Origin of the sequence: Maritalea sp., from assembly GCF_051251695.1 — a bacterium.
Lineage (GTDB): Bacteria > Pseudomonadota > Alphaproteobacteria > Rhizobiales > Devosiaceae > Maritalea.
On record NZ_JBPOEU010000008.1, the window covers coordinates 122888 to 144785 of the forward strand.

23 protein-coding genes are annotated in these 21898 nt (G+C 48.9%); 14 read left to right on the forward strand and 9 right to left on the reverse strand.

Features of this window, described 5'->3' with window-relative positions; all coding sequences use genetic code 11:
- Window position 1: 1 nt before the first annotated feature.
- From hflC to ACSHWX_RS06560, 3 genes are read left to right on the forward strand one after another with little or no spacing between them, the layout of a single operon-like run.
- Complete coding sequence (hflC, locus tag ACSHWX_RS06550) at window positions 2-892, forward strand: protease modulator HflC (RefSeq protein WP_435667395.1); 891 nt, start codon at window positions 2-4, stop codon at window positions 890-892.
- Window positions 892-1077: a DUF2065 domain-containing protein gene (locus ACSHWX_RS06555; RefSeq protein ID WP_435667396.1), complete on the forward strand. Its 186-nt coding sequence runs from the start codon at window positions 892-894 to the stop codon at window positions 1075-1077. Before hflC ends, ACSHWX_RS06555 begins: the two co-directional genes overlap by 1 nt.
- Before the next feature lie 45 nt (window positions 1078-1122).
- Window positions 1123-2580 carry a Do family serine endopeptidase gene (locus ACSHWX_RS06560; RefSeq protein ID WP_435667397.1) on the forward strand — a complete coding sequence of 486 codons (1458 nt, stop codon included), beginning with the start codon at window positions 1123-1125 and terminating at the stop codon, window positions 2578-2580.
- Here the strand turns inward: ACSHWX_RS06560 and ACSHWX_RS06565 are convergent, their stop codons facing one another.
- On the reverse strand, window positions 2581-3114 hold the full coding sequence (locus ACSHWX_RS06565) for a GNAT family N-acetyltransferase (protein ID WP_435667398.1): 534 nt from the start codon (window positions 3112-3114) through the stop codon (window positions 2581-2583).
- Window positions 3111-3986, reverse strand: coding sequence for a phosphoserine phosphatase SerB (gene serB, locus ACSHWX_RS06570; RefSeq protein ID WP_435667399.1), 876 nt, complete (start codon window positions 3984-3986; stop codon window positions 3111-3113). The genes ACSHWX_RS06565 and serB overlap by 4 nt, the downstream gene beginning before the upstream one ends.
- A 23-nt stretch (window positions 3987-4009) precedes the next feature.
- On the opposite strand from serB, the gene miaA reads away from it, so the two are divergent.
- Together miaA and ACSHWX_RS06580 are read left to right on the forward strand one after the other, a co-directional pair.
- Window positions 4010-4897, forward strand: a complete 888-nt coding sequence (miaA, locus tag ACSHWX_RS06575) for a tRNA (adenosine(37)-N6)-dimethylallyltransferase MiaA (protein ID WP_435667400.1) — start codon at window positions 4010-4012, stop codon at window positions 4895-4897.
- A 64-nt stretch (window positions 4898-4961) separates the two neighbouring features.
- A complete protein-coding gene (locus ACSHWX_RS06580) occupies window positions 4962-6188 on the forward strand; it encodes an MFS transporter (protein WP_435667401.1) in 1227 nt (408 codons plus the stop codon).
- 22 nt (window positions 6189-6210) lie between these two features.
- On the opposite strand, the gene ACSHWX_RS06585 is transcribed toward ACSHWX_RS06580, so the two are convergent.
- A complete protein-coding gene (locus ACSHWX_RS06585; protein ID WP_435667402.1) occupies window positions 6211-6687 on the reverse strand; it encodes a YbaK/EbsC family protein in 477 nt (158 codons plus the stop codon).
- Window positions 6684-8081, reverse strand: a complete 1398-nt coding sequence (locus ACSHWX_RS06590) for a dipeptidase (protein ID WP_435667403.1) — start codon at window positions 8079-8081, stop codon at window positions 6684-6686. The genes ACSHWX_RS06585 and ACSHWX_RS06590 overlap by 4 nt, the downstream gene beginning before the upstream one ends.
- A gap of 359 nt (window positions 8082-8440) precedes the next feature.
- Here ACSHWX_RS06590 and ACSHWX_RS06595 point away from each other — a divergent pair, with 359 nt between their 5' ends.
- Window positions 8441-10198 (forward strand): acetolactate synthase 3 large subunit, encoded by a 1758-nt coding sequence (locus tag ACSHWX_RS06595; protein ID WP_435667404.1) that lies wholly within the window; start codon window positions 8441-8443, stop codon window positions 10196-10198.
- Entirely contained in the window at window positions 10173-10724 is a 552-nt protein-coding gene (gene ilvN / locus ACSHWX_RS06600; protein WP_435667405.1) for an acetolactate synthase small subunit, read from the forward strand. Before ACSHWX_RS06595 ends, ilvN begins: the two co-directional genes overlap by 26 nt.
- Before the next feature lie 62 nt (window positions 10725-10786).
- On the opposite strand, the gene ACSHWX_RS06605 is transcribed toward ilvN, so the two are convergent.
- Entirely contained in the window at window positions 10787-11671 is an 885-nt protein-coding gene (locus tag ACSHWX_RS06605) for an SDR family oxidoreductase (protein WP_435667406.1), read from the reverse strand.
- 111 nt (window positions 11672-11782) lie between these two features.
- On the opposite strand from ACSHWX_RS06605, the gene ACSHWX_RS06610 reads away from it, so the two are divergent.
- On the forward strand, window positions 11783-12187 hold the full coding sequence (locus ACSHWX_RS06610; RefSeq protein ID WP_435667407.1) for a winged helix-turn-helix transcriptional regulator: 405 nt from the start codon (window positions 11783-11785) through the stop codon (window positions 12185-12187).
- A gap of 15 nt (window positions 12188-12202) precedes the next feature.
- On the opposite strand, the gene ACSHWX_RS06615 is transcribed toward ACSHWX_RS06610, so the two are convergent.
- Entirely contained in the window at window positions 12203-12784 is a 582-nt protein-coding gene (locus tag ACSHWX_RS06615) for a histidine phosphatase family protein (RefSeq protein WP_435667408.1), read from the reverse strand.
- A gap of 187 nt (window positions 12785-12971) precedes the next feature.
- Between ACSHWX_RS06615 and ACSHWX_RS06620 the strand changes: the two genes are divergently transcribed.
- Window positions 12972-13718 carry a pyridoxine 5'-phosphate synthase gene (locus tag ACSHWX_RS06620; RefSeq protein WP_435667409.1) on the forward strand — a complete coding sequence of 249 codons (747 nt, stop codon included), beginning with the start codon at window positions 12972-12974 and terminating at the stop codon, window positions 13716-13718.
- Here the strand turns inward: ACSHWX_RS06620 and ACSHWX_RS06625 are convergent.
- Together ACSHWX_RS06625 and ACSHWX_RS06630 are read right to left on the reverse strand one after the other, a co-directional pair.
- A complete protein-coding gene (locus ACSHWX_RS06625; protein WP_435667410.1) occupies window positions 13710-14234 on the reverse strand; it encodes a methylated-DNA--[protein]-cysteine S-methyltransferase in 525 nt (174 codons plus the stop codon). The two genes, ACSHWX_RS06620 and ACSHWX_RS06625, sit on opposite strands and share 9 nt — an antisense overlap.
- Window positions 14231-14623, reverse strand: a complete 393-nt coding sequence (locus ACSHWX_RS06630) for a VOC family protein (protein WP_435667411.1) — start codon at window positions 14621-14623, stop codon at window positions 14231-14233. The genes ACSHWX_RS06625 and ACSHWX_RS06630 overlap by 4 nt, the downstream gene beginning before the upstream one ends.
- Before the next feature lie 121 nt (window positions 14624-14744).
- On the opposite strand from ACSHWX_RS06630, the gene ACSHWX_RS06635 reads away from it, so the two are divergent.
- The 3 genes from ACSHWX_RS06635 (at window position 14745) to ACSHWX_RS06645 (ending at window position 18593) form a co-directional block, all read left to right on the forward strand.
- Window positions 14745-15578: a universal stress protein gene (locus ACSHWX_RS06635; protein ID WP_435667412.1), complete on the forward strand. Its 834-nt coding sequence runs from the start codon at window positions 14745-14747 to the stop codon at window positions 15576-15578.
- Between the two features lie 225 nt (window positions 15579-15803).
- Entirely contained in the window at window positions 15804-17003 is a 1200-nt protein-coding gene (locus ACSHWX_RS06640) for a multidrug effflux MFS transporter (RefSeq protein ID WP_435667428.1), read from the forward strand.
- Between the two features lie 102 nt (window positions 17004-17105).
- A complete protein-coding gene (locus ACSHWX_RS06645) occupies window positions 17106-18593 on the forward strand; it encodes a carboxypeptidase M32 (protein WP_435667413.1) in 1488 nt (495 codons plus the stop codon).
- A gap of 3 nt (window positions 18594-18596) precedes the next feature.
- On the opposite strand, the gene ACSHWX_RS06650 is transcribed toward ACSHWX_RS06645, so the two are convergent.
- Complete coding sequence (locus ACSHWX_RS06650) at window positions 18597-19517, reverse strand: DMT family transporter (RefSeq protein WP_435667414.1); 921 nt, start codon at window positions 19515-19517, stop codon at window positions 18597-18599.
- Window positions 19518-19762: 245 nt separating this feature from the next.
- On the opposite strand from ACSHWX_RS06650, the gene ACSHWX_RS06655 reads away from it, so the two are divergent.
- Both ACSHWX_RS06655 and ACSHWX_RS06660 read left to right on the forward strand, forming a co-directional pair.
- On the forward strand, window positions 19763-21031 hold the full coding sequence (locus ACSHWX_RS06655; RefSeq protein WP_435667415.1) for an O-acetylhomoserine aminocarboxypropyltransferase/cysteine synthase family protein: 1269 nt from the start codon (window positions 19763-19765) through the stop codon (window positions 21029-21031).
- 52 nt (window positions 21032-21083) lie between these two features.
- The gene (locus tag ACSHWX_RS06660; protein WP_435667416.1) at window positions 21084-21848 is read left to right on the forward strand and encodes a helix-turn-helix domain-containing protein; all 765 of its coding nucleotides are present in this window, start codon (window positions 21084-21086) and stop codon (window positions 21846-21848) included.
- Window positions 21849-21898 lie beyond the last annotated feature (50 nt).

The following is a 21898-nucleotide window of genomic DNA, read 5'->3' on the forward strand; positions in this document are numbered from 1 at the left end:
CATGAATAATCGTTTAGCTATTCTCGCTGTAATCATTGTTGCTGTCTTCTACGTCTTTATGTCGTCGATCTTTGTTCTAAATGAACGCCAGCAAGCCATTGTTCTACGGTTTGGTGAAATTACGCGGGTCGAGCGTGAGCCGGGTCTTAATTTCAAAATTCCAACGGACTTTATTGAAACTGTTCAAATCATTGATGACCGCATTTTGCGCTATGAGCTTGAAGATCTGCGTGTGCAGGTTAAGGGCGGTAAATTCTATGATGTTGATGCGTTCTTGACGTACAAGATCACTGATCCACAAAAATTCCGTGAAGGTGTTTTTGGTAATATTGGTACAGCAGAACAACGTATCGATACACGTCTAGAATCAGCACTTCGTCGGGTTTATGGTTTGCGCGATTTCAATGCTGCCTTGTCAGAACAACGTACCGAAATGATGCGTGAAGTTCGTGACTTGGTAGAGTCAGAATTGTCCGCCATTGGTCTTGATGTTGTTGATGTGCGGATTACCCGGACAGATTTGACCATTCAAGTCTCCCAACAAACGTTTGAACGAATGAAAGCTGAACGTTTGGCTGAAGCTGCATTCCTTCGGGCGCGTGGACAAGAACTTGCTCAGACCCTACGTGCGCAGGCCAACCGTCAAGCGGTTGAACTCGTGGCGACTGCACAACGCGATGCCGACATTTTGCGCGGTGAAGGCGAAGGTGAACGGAACAAGATTTTTGCTGAAGCATTTAGCAAAGACGCTGAATTCTTCGAATTCTATCGTTCAATGCAGTCATACCGTTTGGCGCTACAAGGCGATGGCACAACAATGGTGCTAAGCCCAGATTCGGAATTCTTCAAGTATTTCCAATCTGATACGTTGGGCGTTCCTGCGGGACAATAATGCAAGAGTTCTTTATAGCGCTTGCATTAGCGATGACTTTGGAAGGGCTGCTTTATGCAGCCTTTCCTGCTTTTATGAAGCGAACAATTGAAAGTATTTTAGCCTCACCTGATGCGCAAATTCGCGTGATTGGGCTTACAACCGCCATTATAGGGCTTATTGTACTTTTCTGGTTGCGCAGCTAATTTGGTTGCGAAAATGTGCCGCAAAGGCACATACAGGGAGGAAATATGCCGGTTCTTAGAACACCAATGCGTGCATGTGTGCAAATTACGTTGGCAGTGATATTGCTGCTCGCAAGTGCCGTTGCCACCTTCGCTAAGGGCCCCGTGTCTTTTGCGCCGCTTGCTGCCGAACTACAGGGCGCAGTGGTCAACATTTCGACCACTCGAACCGTAACATCAGGCGGGCGCGGATTTCCATTCCCCAATGTTCCTGAAAGCTCGCCTTTTCGCGAATTTTTCGACCAGTTGCAGCCCAAACAACCGCCAGAAGACCAAGAGCCGCGCGAAAGCCGCTCATTGGGTTCTGGCTTTGTCATTGACCCGGACGGCGTCATCATCACCAACTTTCATGTGATTGAGGGGGCTGATGAGATATTTGTTGCCTTTACCGACGGCAGCCGTGTCAAAGCGGTGCTGGTGGGTGCCGACGAAAAGACCGACCTTGCAGTGTTGCGTGTTAATGTGGGACGAAAAATTAAACATGTTGATCTTGGCAATTCCGACAACGCCTTGGTGGGCGATTGGGTTGTTGCCATTGGCAATCCCTTTGGCCTTGGTGGCAGTTTAAGCGCTGGCATTATTTCCGCGAGAAATCGGGATATTCGATCCGGCCCTTACGACAATTTTATTCAAACCGATGCCGCGATCAACCAGGGCAATTCTGGTGGCCCGTTGTTTAATATGGATGGCGAAGTGATCGGCATAAACACAGCCATTATTTCCCAATCTGGCGGATCGCTTGGTATTGGATTTTCAATCCCGATTAATTTGGCGCGGCCTGTTATCGAACAACTTTTAGAGTTTGGTGAAACGCGCCGCGGATGGCTTGGTGTTGGTATTCAAGAGGTAAGCGATGATATCGCCGCTAGTCTTGGGCGCACTGACAATAAAGGCGCGCTGGTGCTTTCAATTGAGCCAGGCGGGCCAAGCGACGGAACGATCCGAGAGGGTGATCTTATCCTAAGCTTTGACGGCAAACCCATCAACAAGATGCGCGATTTGCCCCGAATTGTTGCTGAAACTGCGATCGGCAAAGATACGGTTGTTACGGTTTTGCGCCGCGGTGAGGAAACTGAACTTAAAGTCAAATTGGGCCGTTTGGAGCAAGTTGACCAGTTCGCGGACATCGATCTGCTACCACCTGTTGAATTGCCAGTAAACGCAGATACGCTTTTGGGTATTAAAGTCGATGCAATGAGCGACGAGTTGCGTGAACGATTTGCGATTTCGGCCGGGATCGAAGGTGTTGTGGTGACCGAGGTGGAACCAAACTCAGATGCGTCTGACAAGGGCATTCGAATTGGGCACACGATTTTGGAAGTCAATCAGCAACAAATTCTGACACCAAAAGATGTGGAAACCATTGTCGGTACAGCCGCAGAAATTGGCCGGGAAGCGATTTTGCTTAAACTATCTGACCCAACCGGTGCGCGAAGATTTGTTGCCGTCCGTTTGAACAAATAGTTAGCGTGGCTTTTTGATCGAATAAAGAACATGGGGCAGCACTTTGCTGTCCCAACTTAAATTGGGATGATCAAAGTCATTCAGCGGATTGTAGCGCATGCCAAGCTTTTCCATCATATTGCGTGATGGCCAATTGTTGCGGTAGGTGAACGCAACAATTTCAGGCACTTTAAATTCCTTAAATATGTTGGCAATGGATGCTTTGGCAGCCTCATAGGCATAACCGAATCCCCAATACTGCCTGCCGAACAACCATCCCGTTTCAACATTGCTGTTGCCCGGTGCATCAAATGTGAAATGACCGCACCCAGCCAAACCAAGAAAGACTTGGTCTGACTTTCGTTCGACGGCCACCATGTGAAAGCCGTTTTCTATTCTCTTCTGGTTGCAATTGTTGATCCAGCGTTTCGCTTCGTCCTTAGATTTTGTTGCGGGATAAAACCGCATGACTTCCGGGTCGGCGACAAACGAGGCGAAAGGGTCTAGGTCACTATCCTTAAATGGTCGTAGGATCAGGCGTTCAGTTTCAATCATTGGCGTATCAATTCTGCTTCTTCAAACCCTTGAAGGTAGAGGAGGGCGCTTAGGTCTGAATGGATGAACTGATATTGTGCTTGTTCCGCCACCACAGGCTTGGCGTGGATCGCAACACCCATCCCAGCGGCCTTGATCATCATGAGATCGTTCGCGCCGTCGCCAACCGCCATGGTGTCCTCTAGTTTCAATTCTCGCCCGGCTGAGATCGACCTCAATTTGGCGAGTTTTGTGTCTTTATCAACAATTGGCCGGGCTACCGTGCCGGTGAGAACATCGCCGTCAAATTCAAGTATGTTTGCGGTTGATTCATCAAAGCCGATGCGTTTGCCAAAATAATCAGCGAAGAGAGTGAAGCCGCCAGAAACGAGTGCGGTGTATGCGCCATAGGCTTTCATGGTTTGCACCAAAACGCGCCCGCCGGGAGCGTAGGTTATACGTTCGCGGCGCACCTCTTTTATGGCATCAAGATCGAGGCCCTTAAGAAGTAAAACACGCTCGTCTAAAGCTTGCTCAAAATCCAATTCTCCGCGCATGGCACGTTCTGTAATCTGTGCGATTTGATCTTTGATCCCGAGCGCTGCGCCAAGCTCGTCGATGCACTCTTCATTGATCATGGTGGAGTCCATATCGGCGATCAGTAGCTTTTTTCGCCGCTTCTGGTCTGGCACCAAATTGGCGTCGACTTTTTCATCACCGATTACCTGCCTTGCAATTTGCAACGCTTGTGGCGCTTTGGGTTCTTTGAACTCAACCGCTATGGATTGGTGGAGCCAGTTGACGCTGCCGCCAATTTGGGCATGTATGGCGCGAACCAGTTCAGCTTCAAGTTTCGGATTTGCTGGGTTGGTCGTTAGGACAAGAATTGGCATGTCGATCCTTTAAGGAAGCTAATATGGCACAACGCGCTTTGTTGATAGCGGGTCCAACCGCAAGCGGCAAGACGGCAATGGCAATTGCCCGTTCTGCGGGCAAAAAGGCGCTGGTCGTAAATACGGATTCAATGCAAGTTTATGATGTGCTGAATGTCATTTCTGCACGTCCCAACCCGCAAGAATTGGCCCTTGCTGAGCACAGAATGTATGGCCACATCTGCCCATCGAACCGATACTCAACAGGCGCTTGGCTGCGGGATGTTCATGCTTTGATTCAAGGTGAGGGACGAGAATGCGAAACGTTAATTTTCGTTGGTGGAACAGGGCTTTATTTCGATGCGTTGATAAATGGATTCGCTGAAATCCCCGAGGTTCCTAAAGAAGTGATTCAAGAAGTTGAAGCATTGATTCAGCCCATGAATGCCGATGAACGGGCCAAATTGCTGGAGGAACGTGATCCGGAAATGGCGCGACGATTGCAATCAGCAGATCCACAACGGGTCGTGCGCGCCATCTCTGTCATACAAGCTACAAACAAATCGTTAGCAAGCTGGCAAGATGATCCGGCTGGCCCATCAATTTTGGAAGGGTTTGAAATTGAAAAAATTGTCCTAAATCCCGAACGAGATGTTTTGCGCGAACGCATTGCCCAGCGGTTCAAGTTGATGATGAAGGCTGGCGCGATCGAAGAGGTTGAGGCAATCAACGCACTTGGGTTGGACACTACACTTCCCGCAATGCGCGCAATTGGCGTGCCGGAAATTTCTGCCCATCAACGCGGTGAGATAACATTGGCTGAGGCGGAAGAAAAGTCCATCATCGCCACCCATCAATATGCCAAGCGACAACGCACTTGGTTTCGCAACCGGATGAAAGACTGGACTTGGATTGATCCGTCGGCCAATTGATTATTGCTTTGTGCAATATGGAATTTGTGTTTAGCGTCGTTCGATATTCTGTTCGAGATTTACAATGAAATCATTGATTGAAAAGTGGCGGAACTTGCCGCGCATTGCCTACATATTTGGCCTCGCGAATTTTGTGATCGCGGTCGGCGCATTCGTTATGCCGTTTCTCACATTTATGCTGACAAGCAAGCTTGGCATGTCGACGCTTGAGGCTGCGTTTTACGTCAACATTGTATTTTTCGCACATGTGCCTGCTCAGATTTTAGGCGGATGGCTTACCGATAAGTTTGGCCGCAAACCCATTTATGTTGCCGCAATATCTGCTGAGATTATTTTGACGGCGATTGCCGGGTTTTTTGCGGAACAATTTATACTCATCTACTTCCTATTTGCCATCGCGTTTATGAATGGCATTGTCGCGCCGGTTATCCATGCGTGGCAGTCAGATTATTCCACCGCAAAAAACCGTCAAATGGTTTTTGCCACTTCCTATTTCGGTTGGAATTTGGGTTTCGCCATCGGCCCCGCAATCGCCGGGTTGCTGTTCAACGACTATTTTCAGTTCATGTTTTGGGGCGATGCGTTGACCACCACATTCGGTGTGTTGATCGTTTTGTTTTTGCTGCCAAGCAAAAAGCCAGAGCAAGATAAGGACGATGAAATTGATGTGCCCAAAGCAGAGCAAAATTACGAGGGCAGTATTTGGTCGTTGTTTTTTAGCCGCCCCAGATTATTGCTTTTCGCAATTGTTGGGTATTTTCTGAACATGATTTATGGGCAAATGACGTTCACCGTGCCGCTGCATTTAAGTGCGGTATTTGGCGAAAGTGGCGCATCTGTCTTTGGTCAGCTTTGGTCTTTCAATGCCTTTATGGTTTTGGTTCTCACACCTATTGCTGTTGGTTATCTCAGCCGATTTTCGACCTATACCAACATCGCGATTATTGGGGTTTGTTATGGTATTGGATTTTGGCTGTTCGGTAGTACCATTAGCATTTGGATTTTGCTGGTCAGTATTGTCATTTTCTCGCTGGGCGAAGTGACATTTGCCGCCAACATGCAGACCCACATTGCCAATGAGAGCCCTAAAAATTTTCGTGGGCGGGTGTCGGGGTCTATCAATTTGATTATCGGGGCAGGTTACGGCATGAGCCCGCTTATCAGTGGCTTGTTTATCGAACGTTGGGGAATTGAAGCGATTTGGCCGACGCTATTCGTCGTCAGCATACTCTGTTCCGTGGCAATTTTGTTTTTGCGGCCCAAGACCAGTGTACCCGAATCTATTGCTTAGCAACTCTGCGCGTGAGGTTCAATTAGAGCACATCGATTGTTTTGGCGTTGGTGAGGGCGATCAATTCGGATGCATTTGTTGGGAAAACCGAACGTGGATGACCGGCTGCGGCCCACACTTCGTCAAATTCCAGCAGTGTTTGATCAATATAGATTTCAACATCGCCAATTGCGCCCAAGGGTGACACGCCACCATTCGCAAACCCTGTATGTTCGCGCACAAAATCAGCATCGGCACGGCCCAGTTTCTCACCAATTTGACGGCTGGTGCGACGCTCGTGTACGCGGTTCGCACCGGAAACGAGAAACAGGTAAGCTTTCCCCGTTTCAGCCCCTTTGAACACCAATGATTTTACGATCTGTGCAACTTCTACGCCGAGCGCATCGGCGGCTTGGACCGCGGTGTGCGCCAATTCCTCAAGCTTGACGATTTCAGCTTTGGAATTAGCGCCACGCAATACATCATTCACCCGCATTTCGGATGGGCTTAGATCGCTCATTTGACGTCAGCAAGCTTTGCAAGAATTGCTGCGTGCGAACGGATGCCGCGCTGCAAACAGGTCAGCTCGTATTTTTCATTTGGCGAGTGGATGTTGTCGTCGGAAAGACCAAAGCCCACCATAACGCTATCCAACCCCAAAGTTTCTTTGATTTGACCCACAGCAGGGATAGAGCCGCCCATGCCGATTAGTTTGGTGGGGTTGTCAAATTCATGGTCAAGGCCTGCAATTGCAGCCTGCAAATAGGGGCTATCTACAGATAATTTGATCGGAAGGCCTCTACCGCTATTTGAAATGGACATGGTGAAATCTTTTGGCAGGCGTTCGGTGAAGAATTTTTCGATATTGTCCAAAATTGATTGCGGGTCTTGCTCGCCCACCAAACGGCAGGAAAGTTTTAGACTTGCCTGGGCCGCAATTACCGTTTTATGACCCTTGCCCGTATAGCCACCCCACATGCCGTTCACATCGCACGTTGGTCGTACCCAAAGTTTTTCTGGTGTTGTATACTCTTTTTCGCCAGCTGCACCTGACAATCCGATTTCGCCAAAAAACCCCTCATCATCATGGTTCAAATCTGCAAACTGTTTACGTTCTTCAGGGCCAAGTTCGGGTACGCCATTATAGAAATTATCGATTTGGATGGTTCCATTTTCATCATGCAGCTGGGCGACAATCGACGCTAAGGCGTGCAGCGGGTTGATAACAGCGCCGCCATACATGCCGGAGTGCAAATCTCTATTTGGCCCCTTGATGGTGATTTCAGCATCGACAATGCCGCGCAGCGCGTAGGTTATCGCAGGGGTGTCGATATCCCACATGCCAGTGTCGCAAACTACGCACACGTCAGCTTTTAAGAGTTCGTTGTTCGCCTTCAAGAAACCGGCAAGGTTGGCACTTCCGCTTTCTTCCTCGCCTTCAAGCATAATTTTGATGTTGCACGGCAAATCGCCCGCCACTTCAATCCAAGCGCGGAATGCCTCGATGAAGGTCATCACTTGGCCCTTGTCATCCTGCGCACCACGGGCAACAAGCTTTTTGCCATATTTACTGTCTTTGATTACCGGCTCAAACGGGGCTGTGTCCCACAATTCAAATGGGTCGCCGGGTTGCACGTCATAATGGCCATAATAAAGCGCTGTTGGTGCGTCTTGATTGGCCGATTTGCGTTCAGCATAAAGAACCGGGTGGCCCGGGGTCTTGATGAGTTTAATCTCAAAACCCAATGCGGCTAGTTGATCGCCCATCCAATTGGCCGCGCGTAGTACCTCTTCATCAAACTGGGAATCCGTACTCACAGACGGAATTTTTAGCCATTCAATAAGCCGATCAACAGAATTGTTGAAGTTGTCGTCGATATGGCTGGTAACGGCATCAAGTTTTGTCGAAGTCATATTTGTTTCCGGATATTTGCGGCCAATTTATCTGCCTGAAGAGGGGAAGTTGTTAGGTCTAGAGCTTTCAAATTCACATGGGACCGTCAAGTTAAAATGTCTTACCGAACTGTTTTGTTGTAAATTGGGGCTTGACCGATAAAAAACTCCCCCTTACCAATGTTGACCAACAATTGATTTTTAGTAGGGAGTCCCATGCGGACCGTTCTCGTACTCGTGATTAGTGGCACCGGCGGCGCAAACATCTAAGGAAGTTTGCGAGTGTCGGTGCATGTCTAGGTCCCAAAGGGGCCTTTTTTTATGTCTAAATCGTATTTGAGGTAACCTTGGGTACGGATAACTGAGGAGAAGTGAGAAAGATGGCTCAGCAAATGACCGGCGCAGAAATGGTCATTCAAGCGTTGATCGATCAGGAAGTGGAACATTTGTTCGGCTATCCCGGCGGCGCTGTCTTGCCGATTTACGATGCGATTTTCCAAACGGACAAGGTCGAGCATATTCTGGTGCGGCACGAACAAGGTGCAACCCACGCAGCAGAAGGCTATGCCCGTTCAACAGGAAAATGTGGTGTCGTACTGGTAACATCTGGCCCCGGCGCCACAAATGCGGTCACCGGTCTCACAGACGCGCTTCTCGATTCAATTCCAATGGTCTGCATCACGGGCCAAGTGCCGACGCCACTGATTGGTTCTGACGCTTTCCAAGAGTGCGATACAGTGGGCATTACCCGCAACTGCACCAAGCACAATTATTTGGTGAAGTCCGTCGAAGACTTGCCGCGTATTTTGCATGAAGCATTTTATGTCGCGACAAGCGGACGTCCTGGTCCAGTTGTTGTTGATATTCCAAAAGATGTTCAGTTTGCCTTGGGTAGCTATTTTAGACCAAACACTGGTTCGCACCCAACTTACAAACCACAAATGACCGGCGATTTGGAAGCGATTAAGATGGCCGTCGACATGATGTTGAAGGCCGACAAGCCGATCCTTTATACAGGTGGTGGTGTTATCAATTCTGGCCCAGAAGCCGCCAAAGAATTGCGTGAGATCGCAGAGCTAACTGGTTTTCCGGTGACCTCAACATTGATGGGCCTTGGTGCGTTCCCAGCCTCAGATGATAAGTGGCTTGGCATGCTCGGCATGCACGGCACATATGAAGCCAATATGGCGATGCATGATTGTGATTTGATGATTTGCGTCGGCGCACGGTTTGATGATCGGATTACCGGTCGGATAGATGGGTTCTCACCGAATTCGAAGAAAATCCATATTGATATTGATCCTTCATCAATCAACAAAAATATTGATGTCGACTTGCCGATTGTTGGCGATTGCGGGTTGGTATTGGAAGAAATGGTTCGCATTTGGCGGTCTCGTACTAACGAGCCGCGCACAGAGGCGATTTCTGGCTGGTGGAAAGAGATAGGTGAATGGCGCGACGTGAAATCGCTCAGATATCAGCCATCGAAAAAAGACATCAAGCCGCAATATGCCGTTGAGCGATTGTATGAACTGACCAAAGAAAAAGATGTCTATATCACCACTGAAGTTGGTCAACACCAGATGTGGGCTGCTCAGTACTTTCATTTCGACGAACCGAACCGTTGGATGACGTCGGGCGGCTTGGGCACCATGGGTTATGGTTTGCCAGCGGCTGTTGGCGTGCAAGTTGCTCACCCGAACGCGTTGGTGATCGACATTGCAGGCGAAGCAAGTGTGCAAATGACGATGCAAGAAATGTCGACAGCTGTTCAATATGGTTTGCCGATCAAGATTTTCATCTTGAACAATGAACGTATGGGCATGGTGCGTCAGTGGCAGGAATTGCTGCATGGCGGACGCTATTCAAGTTCATATTCCGAAAGCTTGCCGGACTTTGTAAAGATGGCGGAAGCATTTGGCGGCGTGGGCATAATGTGCGACGACCCAGCGGAACTGGACGATAAGATCAATGAAATGATCAATTGCGATAAGCCTGTTTTGTTTGATTGCCGGGTAACCAAAGAAGAAAACTGCTTGCCGATGATCCCATCAGGTAAGGCACACAATGAGATGATTTTGCCGGATACGGCAGATATCGGCAACATTATTGATGAAAAGGGGAAGGTCCTTGTTTAAGCCAAGTTGGGATATCGAGCGCAGCCAGCTGGTTGAACGCCACACATTGACTGTTCTTGTTGATAACGAGCCGGGTGTCCTTGCGCGTGTTGTTGGGCTTTTTTCGGCGCGCGGATTTAACATTGATAGTTTGACTGTTTCTGAAACAGAGCATGACCGAAATCGCTCGCGCATTACCATCGTCACTGTTGCAACACCGAAAGTACTTTTACAAATCAAGTTGCAATTGGAACGTTTGGTGCCGGTTCATCGGGTGCATGACTTGACCGCTGAAGGCAAATCGCTTGAACGCGAATTGGCACTGATCAAAGTGGCGGGTAAAGGCGAAAATCGGGTGGAAACATTGCGGTTGGCCGAAGCATTCCGCGCCAATGTTGTCGATGCATCGATCGACAGTTTCGTGTTTGAAATCACCGGGCGAGCGAACAAAGTTGAGCAGTTTATTGCGCTGATGCAGCCGCTTGGTCTTGTTGAGGTCGTACGCACCGGTTTGACCGCTATTTCACGCGGCAAAGAAGGTATGTAGCAAACCTTACGTTCACTTAAATAAGTGAGGCCGCACCCTTAAACCGGTGCGGCCTCTTTCGATTATGGTTTTGGCCAAGCCGCAATATGTTGCTCGATGCTGGTCAGCTTTACGTCAAATATTTCTTCCAATTTGTCTGTTTGGATATTTGCCGCATTTTCACCTGCGCTGATCAGCGATCGGTAGAGACCCGCTAGTCCATCGCCTATATCTGCACTACCAAACAATTGGCCGATATGACTTCCGAACTCGTCAGGGCTTTGAGGGTTGAATTCAACCTCTTGACCGATCCAGCCAGAAAGTGCCTTGGCAAGTTCAGGGCCGGTGAGAGGATTTGGCGAGGCGATTTTGAAGCTCTGGCCCGCAAGATCGGGTCGCTGTAGGGCAGCCACAGCAATTGTCGCTTGGTCTTTGTGCGAAACAAAGGGGATTTTATGTGTCGCCGGCATCGGCGGATAAGTCAGTATGCCTTCATCATGCAGTCTTGGCACAAATGGCGGTACAAACAGATTTTCTAGATAAACTGTTGGCTGCAAAATGACGACATTCAAGCCGCTTGATTGAATTGCCTTCACTGTTGCCGTCACGCCGTCAATCATAGGCGTTGAGGCATAATCATCACCAGCTGGCCCCGATGTTGAAAAGACCAAAAGCGGTAACTTTGTTTCATGGGCTGCAGAAATGAAGTTCTGCAACCAAATTTCTTGATGCGCAGCGTCAGTTGGTACAGGGAGATGTAAAAACGCTGCATCAACGCCTGTCAGGGCGTTAGCTACTTGGGATTTGTCCAGCAGATCGGCACTGAAAAACTCAAGGTTTTGGTTTGGCTGCGCTTTATCTTTGTTTCTAACGATTGCCCGGACATCAAGGCCCATTTTCGCCGCTTTATATGCGACTGGTGCTGCCTGGGCGGAATTGGCATTAAATATAGCAACTTTATAGCTCATCTTAGTTCCACTTTGTATGTTGGTTACCTTTTGGAACTGCTATATATAATCATATCGCACCGCCGCGAAAGAAGGCATTTTAAACTCAGGTAGGCACTAAAAGGTAACCATATGTCAGTTGAAGAACGCCATGGCGAGAGCCTTTGTGATGAATATAAGGCATGGGAAAAATCGGGGTATAGCGTGCCAAGTGCGGTTCGAAATACACTCGACCGGATTGGTGACAAATGGTCTGTTCTAGTGGTGCTACGACTGGGCGCTGGTCCGGTAAGATTTCTCGCCCTAATGCGCACAGTTGATGGCATTTCTCAGCGCATGCTGACGGTGACATTGCGGTCTTTAGAACGGGATGGTTTGGTCAACCGCAAAGTGTATGACACTCGTCCACCGGCCGTTGAATATGGTTTGACCGAACGCGGGAAGACTTTGCTTTATCCGATCAAGGTGTTGGTTGATTGGAGTTATGCGAACGCCGATGAAATTGAAGCATCACACAAAGGTTTTGACGGCGAATGAAATTGCTGCGTTGGTTTAGGCTGACCAAAATGTCTCCGCACGGTTTTCCAACACATGCACTACGCCTTGAGGTTCACCTAGATTGAGCATCTGCTCTTTGTTCAAACCGCAATAAATGCCGCGAATGAGCTTGCCCACTTGCCCATGTGAAACGGCAATCGCTGGGCTGGTTAGGCTATCCAGCCAGCTTTTAGAGCGGTCCATCACATCGTCAAATGTTTCCCCACCAGGTGCATCAAAATACCATTCATATCGCTTTTTGCCCGCGACTTGTTCTGGATATTCCATTTCAACTTCATAACGGGTCATCCCGCCGATTTGACCCAGATTGATCTCCATGAGCCGCTTGTCTTCGTTTGGTGAGAAAGCGAAATGCCTTTTAATTCCATCAGCTGTTTCCAGCGTACGGCCTAACGGGCTGACAAATTGGTCATAGCCGTTAGCGGTGCCAAGTTCATGCTTGAGAATCAGCCCGAGCTGTTCGGCTTGCTGTTTGCCTTTTGCGGTGAGGGGGGAATTCAGAATGCCTTGGGTGCGGCCTTCAAGGTTCCATTCAGTTTCGCCGTGACGCATGAAGATGATGCGAGGATAATCCATATTAAGTCCAATCAATCGGCGGTTTTGAGAATCTATGTAGATAAAGGCTTGTTATGCCGTGCTGGTTAGAAATTGTCATCCCTTTGTCGTAACTGACGGTTCTTGTGGTTGCCACTGCCTTCAATTTGGCTTAACGCTTTGAATAAACAATCCTAAAGGGTCTAGACCCAAGGTGTGGGGAGATCAGATGACCGCACTCTCAGTGAATTTGAATAAAGTCGCGCTTTTGCGCAATCAACGCGATTTGCCATGGCCTAGTGTCGTTGGTATGGCGCGCGTGGTCTTGGATGCTGGTGCCGATGGGGTGACCGTTCATCCGCGCCCTGATGAGCGCCACATTCGTCGTTCCGACGTTTATGATTTGGCGGCGCTGGTGCGCAACGAATATCCGACCAAAGAATTCAATATTGAAGGTTATCCAGACGATGGCTTTGTTGAATTGGTTTTGGCAAATAAGCCGGATCAAGTGACGTTTGTGCCGGACGATCCAAATCAAGCGACCTCGGACCATGGTTGGGACGTAAAAGGATCGCACAACATTTTGGCCGATCCAATCCGTCGTATGAAAGATGCAGGTATCCGCGTTTCGCTGTTTATTGACGAAGACCCTAACATTCCCCCTGATGCTGCGGAAATCGGTGCTGACCGGGTTGAGATTTACACGGGTCCGTTTGGTGGCACCTTTGGCACTCCAGAAGGCGATCATCATTTGCAACGTATGCAAGTTACTTCTCACGCTGCTAGTGCTGCTGGGTTGGTGATCAATGCGGGTCACGACTTAACGCTAGAAAATTTACCTGAATTTATGGAACGCGTGCCCCATGTTGCCGAAGTCTCTATTGGCCATGGCATAACCGCTGATGCTTTGCTGATGGGGTTTGCTGAGGCTGTGCGGCAATATCAAATAGCGCTGGGTAAGCAGCTTTCAGAATAAGTTGAACTGCACGTTTTTGGTTTTTTCGAGTTGAAGCAGATATTGCTTCTTCTCGATACCGCCCGTAAATCCGCCAAGACTGTTCTTTGCTGCCACCACGCGATGACAGGGCACAATGATGGGAATTGGGTTTTGCCCATTTGCATTGCCGACTGCTTGAGCGCCTTCGGGTTGGCCGATGCGTTTGGCTAACTCGCCATATGTGATTGCTTCGCCGTAAGGTATCCGCTGTAATTCGCCCCAGACTTTTTTGTTATAATCGGAGCCAACAAGTTGGATATTAAGATCAAAACTATTACGTTCACCTGCGAAGAACTCTTCCAATTGGTCAATCTCCCGCGCGAAACGGGTTTGATCTTTGGTCCACGTTTCAAGCGGGTTTGGCAATTTTCCATGGACTGAGATATCTAAATAGGCCAGTGCATTCTGGTCGCCGGACAGCATCATTTTGCCCAGCGGCCCATCCATGTAGGTATAGAATAGATTTGGCAGGCGATTGCTATATCTAGCGCTCATTGCTCTTGCTTTTCCAAGTCGATCCCGTTTGGTTGCCACAATTCAACAAGATTACCTTCTGGATCTTTAAATTGAGCGAACCAGCCGTTGGGTTGAGGTTTGGGTTCCAAGTTTACTTTTACACCTGCCGTTTGCAGTTGTAGAACCATTGCTTTTAAATTTGTGACCCGAAAATTGAGCATAAATGCTTGATTTGGAACGCCGCCCGTAAATTCGTCGCTGTCATCGTTGAAAGGGTAAAACACCGTCGTGCCACCTTTCGGTCGCCAGCCAAGTTCTCCATATGGTGCGTAGTGTTCCACCCGAAGATGTTTCGCATACCATGCGGCCATCATTTTTGGGTCTTTTGCTCGGAAAAATATACCACCGATGCCTGTTACCTTTTCCATAAATGATCTCCCTTCGCACCAGCCTATTCCGCTTGTTGATTAAGATCAACGCAATGAAACGCTCTTGGGTGCATCCTCTATTTGTAAATTCTGTTTCACCTTTTTCAACGGGGAGATAATTATGATCAAAGACATACTGGTACATCTTGATGGTAGCAACGAGGACGATGTTCGTCTTTCATATACTGTTCCCATTGCTGAGCGGCACGATGCAATGCTGATCGGCTTGTTGTGTGTTGAACTGCCAGATGTTGTAAGTGCTGGGGGCGGTGTCTTTACTGCCGGGCAGGTTGCGGCAGAGTTACAATCGCAAGCCGAGACACAAGGCAACGAAGCCGAGGCAAAACTCAAGGCTGTTTTTGACAAGTTTGAGGTACGGTCTGAGTTGCGCCGGGTCGATAGGATTGGCGCCCAGATGGCAGAGGCAATCGCACAAGAAGCCCGTGTGGCCGACATATTTGTGGCAACTCGCCCCTATGGACATTTCTCTGAGCAACCAGAACTGTTGGAAAAAATCTTGTTTAGCTCTGGCCGTGCTTGCCTTTTCGTACCGCCTGCCATTCCAGCCAAGTCGCCTTTCAGTCGCATTGTGGTTGGGTGGCGCAACTCTCGCGAGACTGCTCGCACCGTCGCAGATGCGGTTCCGTTCTTGCAACGGGCAGACAAAGTAACATTAGCAATGGTGCATGATGGCGATGCTACTGAAGAATTGCGAATTGAGCCGGGCGCAGATATGGCACGCCATCTGGATCGGCATGGGGTGAATGTTGAATTGCGCAACATTACAGGTTGGGACAATGCTGCAGATGCCTTGTTGAACGAAATTGAACGGACTGACGCTGATATGTTTGTTATCGGCGGTTATGGACATTCACGTTTTCGCGAGTGGGTGCTTGGCGGGGTTACACGAGATGTGCTCACAAAAGCCGACGTGCCGGTGCTGATGGCGCACTAATTTTTATCGCGCGTATAGGTAAATTTGAATGGGGTCGACAATTGTCGGCCCTCTTTTTTTGTTTGCAATGTCAAATAAATCAGCTAGGGCTAGATAAAGCAGAACCAATAAAAAACCATTGCGGGCTCAATCTACTCGCCGTTTTGCTTCCTCGGTGCAATGCACCTTCAACCTTTTTAAAACTCTTTGACGCACTTTGCCGTGCGAACATCTGGTGATCGAATGATTAATGCGAGAATGCTCAAAAACGCGCTTATTTTGGGTCTGATTACGGCGATTGGTCCATTTGCGATCGATATGTATTTGCCAGCTTTGCCAGCTATTGGCAGGGATATGGGGGCAGATACCGCCGCCGTTCAAGCCAGTTTGATGTCGTTCTTTCTCGCGCTTGGTCTTGGTCAGCTCATTTACGGTCCGATATCAGATATTTACGGGCGTAAAAAACCACTCTATTTCGGCATGACCCTTTTTGTGATCTGTGGAATTGGCGCCGCGATGTCGACCGACATTAACTGGCTGATTGGCCTACGGTTCTTCCAAGGTTTGGGCGCTTGTGTTGGTGGTGTGATTGCGCGTGCTGTTGTGCGTGACCTACATACCGGCGCAGAAGCTGCGCAACTTATGTCGTTGTTGATGTTGGTCTTCTCGATCTCACCAATTCTCGCGCCACTTGTCGGGTCAGGCATTGTGCAATTTGGTGATTGGCGACTGATCTTTTGGGTGGTCACCATCATTGGAGCGCTTGGCATTATAATGATCCGGTTTTTCTTAGAGGAAAGTCATCCAGTAGAAGCCCGTATTTCGGCGCAGGTCGGGACAATATTCGTCAGCTATTGGCGGGTTTTGCAAGACCGTTCGTTTCTTGCGATGACCTTTGTTGGAGCGTTCGGCATGTCGTCTTTCATGGTATTCTTGGCCAACTCCTCATTTGTGTTTATCGATCATTACGGCCTTAATCCAACCCAGTATAGTTTGGCATTTTCTGTCAACGCGGTGTCCTTTTTCGCTGTTTCACAACTCAATGGTATTTTGTCGAAAAAGTATGGCCTTATACCTTTGATCCGCTTTGGGGTGTTTGGATTTGCGCTGACGATGATTTCGATGTTTTTGGTTATGGCATCCGGGTTCAACGACTGGCCCGTTCTCTCATCATTCTTGTTTGTCGGGTTCGGGTTTTTGGGTCTTGTGGTTCCAGTTACAGCCGTTTTGGCGCTGGACAATCACGGAGCAAACGCGGGAACAGCGTCGGCGCTGATGGGGACAATGCAAATTGTCACCGCAGCAGGGGCAATGGCGGTTTCAGGCGCTGTATTTAATGGAACGCCTATACCGATGGTGGCTGTAATTGCTACATGTTCGGCCATCGGTCTCATCATTACATTGCTCAATTTAAAGGCGAACCGAGCAACCGCTGCCGCGAATTAAGACATTTTTGATCGGTTTGGATAAAGCTGTTTGACAGTCGTTTGTTCAAACGCTCTACTTAATGTTCACACCTCTTTTTGCTTTTTGGAAATGATGGAAAATATGTCTGCATATCGTCAACTTGTTGATCGTTTTAATCAAATCTCTGCCATTCGTGGGGCCTCTGCCATGTTGGGCTGGGACGCTGAAACGATGATGCCGGACGGCGCTTCTGGCGTGCGTGGCGAGCAACTCTCCGCACTCGCTTCAGTTGCGCATGAAAAAATCACAGATACAGCATTGAGTGATTGGATTGAGGAAGCAAAGGGCGAGGGGTTGCAAGGCACCGAAGCAGCGAATTTGCGAGAAATGGAGCGCGGTTTCCAACATGCAAATGCTTTGCCCAACGATTTGGTGGCGGCGCTAACGAAGGCGACTAGCCATTGCACTCATGTTTGGCAAGCGGCACGCGGTGATGATGATTTCGAATCTTTTGCCAAAGCCTTCGAGCCGGTTCTTAAACTTGTGCGTGAAGCATCAGTCGCAAAAGCTGAAGCGTTTGGCCTGTCGCAATATGACGCGATGTTGGATGAATTTGATCCTGGAATGCGTGAGGCGCAGGTGGATCAGTATTTTGGCGAACTTCAAGCGTTTTTGCCAGAGTTTTTGAATCAAGTGGTCGACCACCAAGCAAATAATAAGACATTCAAAACTCTTGAAGGCGCAACACCAGTTAGTGCGCAAGAAGAGCTTGGCAAAAAGTTCATGACCGCTTTGGGCTTCGACTTCAATCATGGCCGCATCGACGTGTCTGCTCATCCGTTCTGCGGTGGTGTGCCCGGCGATGTGCGTTTGACAACTCGTTATAACGAAGATGCTTTCAGCCAAAGCCTTTATGGCGTGTTGCACGAAACTGGCCATGCCATGTATGAGATGGGTTTGCCAGAAGAATTGCGCGGCCAGCCCGTTGGTCAAGCCCGTGGCATGTCCATGCACGAAAGCCAGTCTCTGTTTCTAGACATGCAGCTTTGCCGTTCGGACGAGTTTTTGTCATACGCGTTGCCGATTATACGTGACACATTTGGTGTTTCTGGGGAGACTTGGGAAGCTGAAAACTTCACGCGTTCTTTGTTGAAAGTTGAACGCGGCCTTATTCGCGTTGACGCTGACGAAGTGACCTATCCGTTGCATGTCATGTTGCGCTACCGTCTTGAAAAAGCATTGCTGTCTGGTGATCTGCAGATCAAGGACATGGAAGCGGCGTGGAACGACGAGATGAAAAAGTCAGTCGGCGTTGTGCCTGATCGTGTCGGCAATGGCTGTATGCAAGATATCCATTGGCCAAGTGGGGCGATCGGATATTTCCCAACTTATACGATTGGGGCGATGGTTGCGGCGCAACTGTTCGATACATTGAAAACACAAGTTCCAACTTGGGCCGAGGACGTTCAAAAAGGCGACTTCACTTCAGTATTTGCGTGGTTGCGTAAGAATGTACACCACAAAGCGTCGCTTTACGCCACGCCAGAACTGATCACTCAAGCGACTGGAAAGCCGCTTGATGTGGGTGTTTTCAAAGCGCACCTTACCGCCCGCTATCTTGCTGACTAGCGGTTAAACTTCACGCTGGTCTGTATGTTGTTCGCGATAGAACACATACAGGCCAGCGCCTAAGATGATGGCGATCCCGAGCCATGTCAGCGCGTCCGGAAAATCTCCGAAAACAAAATATCCCAAGATCGTTGCCGCAACGATTTCGACATATTGAAAAGGCGCGAGTAGGCTGGCCGGCGCACGTTTGAAGGCTTCGGCAATCAACACATAAGCAAGACACCCCATAGACGCGGAAAGGGCGAGCCAGCCCCATTCGCCCCATGTGGGCATACTCAATTGGAAGTCCGTAAGGCCCAGGCTGTGGCCAGAAACTGTGGCCACCAGTAAAAACCCTGTGCCAAACAATGTCGCCCAAGCTTGAACGGAAATGCCATCCATTTTGCCTTGTAGGCGTTTGGTCACGGTGAAATATCCCGCCATGCAGACGGCCATAATCACTGGCGTTATCGCGTAAATGCCAAAGGTCGCATAGTTCGGGCGGATGATGATCAGCGCGCCCAAAAGGCCAACACAGCAAGCCGTGATCCTTTTCCAGCCGACCTTTTCACCCAAAAATATCATCGAAAAGAACACAAGAATTAGCGGTTCGACGAAAAAGATGGCGACCAACGTGGCCAACGGCAAAACGCTTAACCCCAGCATAAGCGTCAGCATCACAATGCATATGAAGGCACCCAGCAACAAGATGGTGCGCCAATGTTCTTTTGGAAATTGAAGCTTACGCCGCACTGCGAGTAGGCACATAAAGAGCACGGTTTGTACAACAAATCGAAATAGCGCGATGGCACCGGGCGATAGGAAATCCGTCAAATATTTCCCAATTGAATCCATGGCAGGCAGCAATAATGCCATAGAAATCATTAGGGTCATGCCAAGTTTGGGATTGTTGTGCTCAGCGGCAAAGGCTTGTTGGTCATCCATTTCGGGCGCATCCTGTTTGAAGCACGAACGACCGCGCCCGAAACATCAATGTCAACGTTTGCAGGGGTCTGTCCGCGAATTGCGGTTTTGAACAAGTTGAGCCTAGCAATGGCACACCGACAAATCAACAAACGGATTTGCCGGACGTAAATTGTTGAAAGGATCGTATGTTGTTGTTTGTGACTAGTGGCGTTGCGACTTTTTTTGCTAAGTAGAACGACGAAATCACAATCAGGATACCCATCATGAAACTTGAATCGCTCGCTCTTCATCACGGTTACACGTCTGAGGCCACCACTAAGGCTGCCGCAGTGCCGATCTATCAAACCACGTCTTATACATTTGACGACACGCAGCATGGCGCTGATTTGTTCGACCTCAAAGTCGCTGGCAACATCTACACACGGATCATGAACCCAACCACAGCGGTACTTGAACAGCGTGTTGCGGAGATGGAAGGTGGTATCGCTGGGCTGGCGTTGGCGTCTGGCATGTCAGCGATCACTTATGCGATCCAAACGATCGCTGAGGCAGGTGACAATATTGTATCCGTCGCTCAGCTTTATGGTGGCACATACAATTTGTTCGAACATACATTGCCGCGTCAGGGCATCGAAGTGCGCATGGTGGATGCTGGGTTTGAAGGCATTGAAAAGCTGTTTGATGCGAACACCAAGGCGGTATTCTGCGAAAGCATCGGCAATCCGGCGGGTAATGTTGTTGATATTCAAAAACTTGCTGAAATCGCCCACAAACATGGCGTGCCGCTTATCGTCGACAATACGGTGGCGACGCCATATTTGTGCCGTCCGTTTGAACTCGGCGCGGATATCGTTGTGCATTCACTGACCAAGTATATTGGCGGTCACGGCACTTCGATTGGTGGGATTATTGTTGATAGCGGCAAATTTGATTGGGTGGCGAACAAAGAGCGGTTCCCACTTTTGAATGAACCTGATCCTTCTTATCACGGTGTTGTTTATACTGAAGCACTTGGCGAAGCTGCCTTTATTGGTCGTGCGCGCGTTGTGCCTTTGCGTAATACTGGCGCTGCCATTTCACCAATGAATGCATTTTTGATTTTGCAGGGACTTGAAACGCTGGGGCTTCGTATCGAGCGCCATTGTGAAAACGCCCAAAAAGTCGCTGAATATCTTGAAGCGCACGACAAAATTGCATGGGTAAACTATGCAGGGCTCAAGTCATCTCCGTACCACGAACTTGCAGGTAAAATTTCCAGCGGCAAAGCTTCTGGCATTTTGAGCTTTGGCATTAAAGGTGATCGCGAAAATGGCGGCAAGTTCATCGATGCATTGCAAATGATTTTGCGTTTGGTGAATATTGGTGACGCTAAGTCTTTGGCTTGTCATCCAGCTTCCACAACGCACCGTCAGCTCAGCGCTGACGAGTTAAAAGCCGCGGGCGTTTCAGAAGATTTGGTGCGGATTTCAGTTGGTATCGAGCATGTTGAAGATATCATCGCGGATATTGAGCAGGCATTGGCCAGCGTATAGTTTTAAAAGTTTGGGCCGCGCATAATGTGCGGCCCGATATTTTGGGCATAGAGTGCAAAGATATTTAGAAAGCGCTCCAACGCGAAGATACCAACGTTGGGCCGAACAGTTTTGGACGTTTGAGGCCGATGAGGAAGGGCAGGCGATCATTTTGCCTGACGCCCGCTCCGACATTATTTTCCGTTATGCCAAAAACGATACCCACATAATAAACGTGCGACCCGTTATCACTTCACCCTCTACAACACCTTTCGCAGTTTCCTATGTTGCGGGCGATTGCTGGATTGGCGTGCGCCTAAGACCAGAGCAAACGTCAGCCGTTTGTTCGCCCACACCAGATATGCCTGAACAAACCGAACAAAATTCAGAGGACGCATTTGCGTTTTTAAAAAGACACGGGGTGGATATTGACGATTTGAATTCACTTTCTGCGCTTAAAGGTGCGCTGGAGTCGGCCATTTCAAAGCTGCCAATCGTTTCATTTCCCAAATGGGTGGTGAGTGCGATCGACAGGTTTCACCTTTCGGGTGGTCGCATATCTGTTGCTCAAGTTAGTGCGATAAGTGGTGTGTCAGAGCGTCATTTTCGACGTGAATTTGTGCGAACCGTTCGTGTTTCGCCAAAGGATTATGCCGCAATTGTTCGATTTCACCGGGCGCTGCGATTAATCAATATTGGTGGGTTGGGGGTCGCCGATGCGGCGTTTGAGGCAGGCTACGCTGATCAATCTCATATGAGTCGCGCGTTTCAACGGTTTGGCGGGTTTTCACCGGGCAACATTCCCAAACAGCTTTCATTACCTGGGTTGCCAATTTAGTTATGTCCGATTTGTTCAAGAGTTCACCGAGAAGCTGCGCTAACATAAGT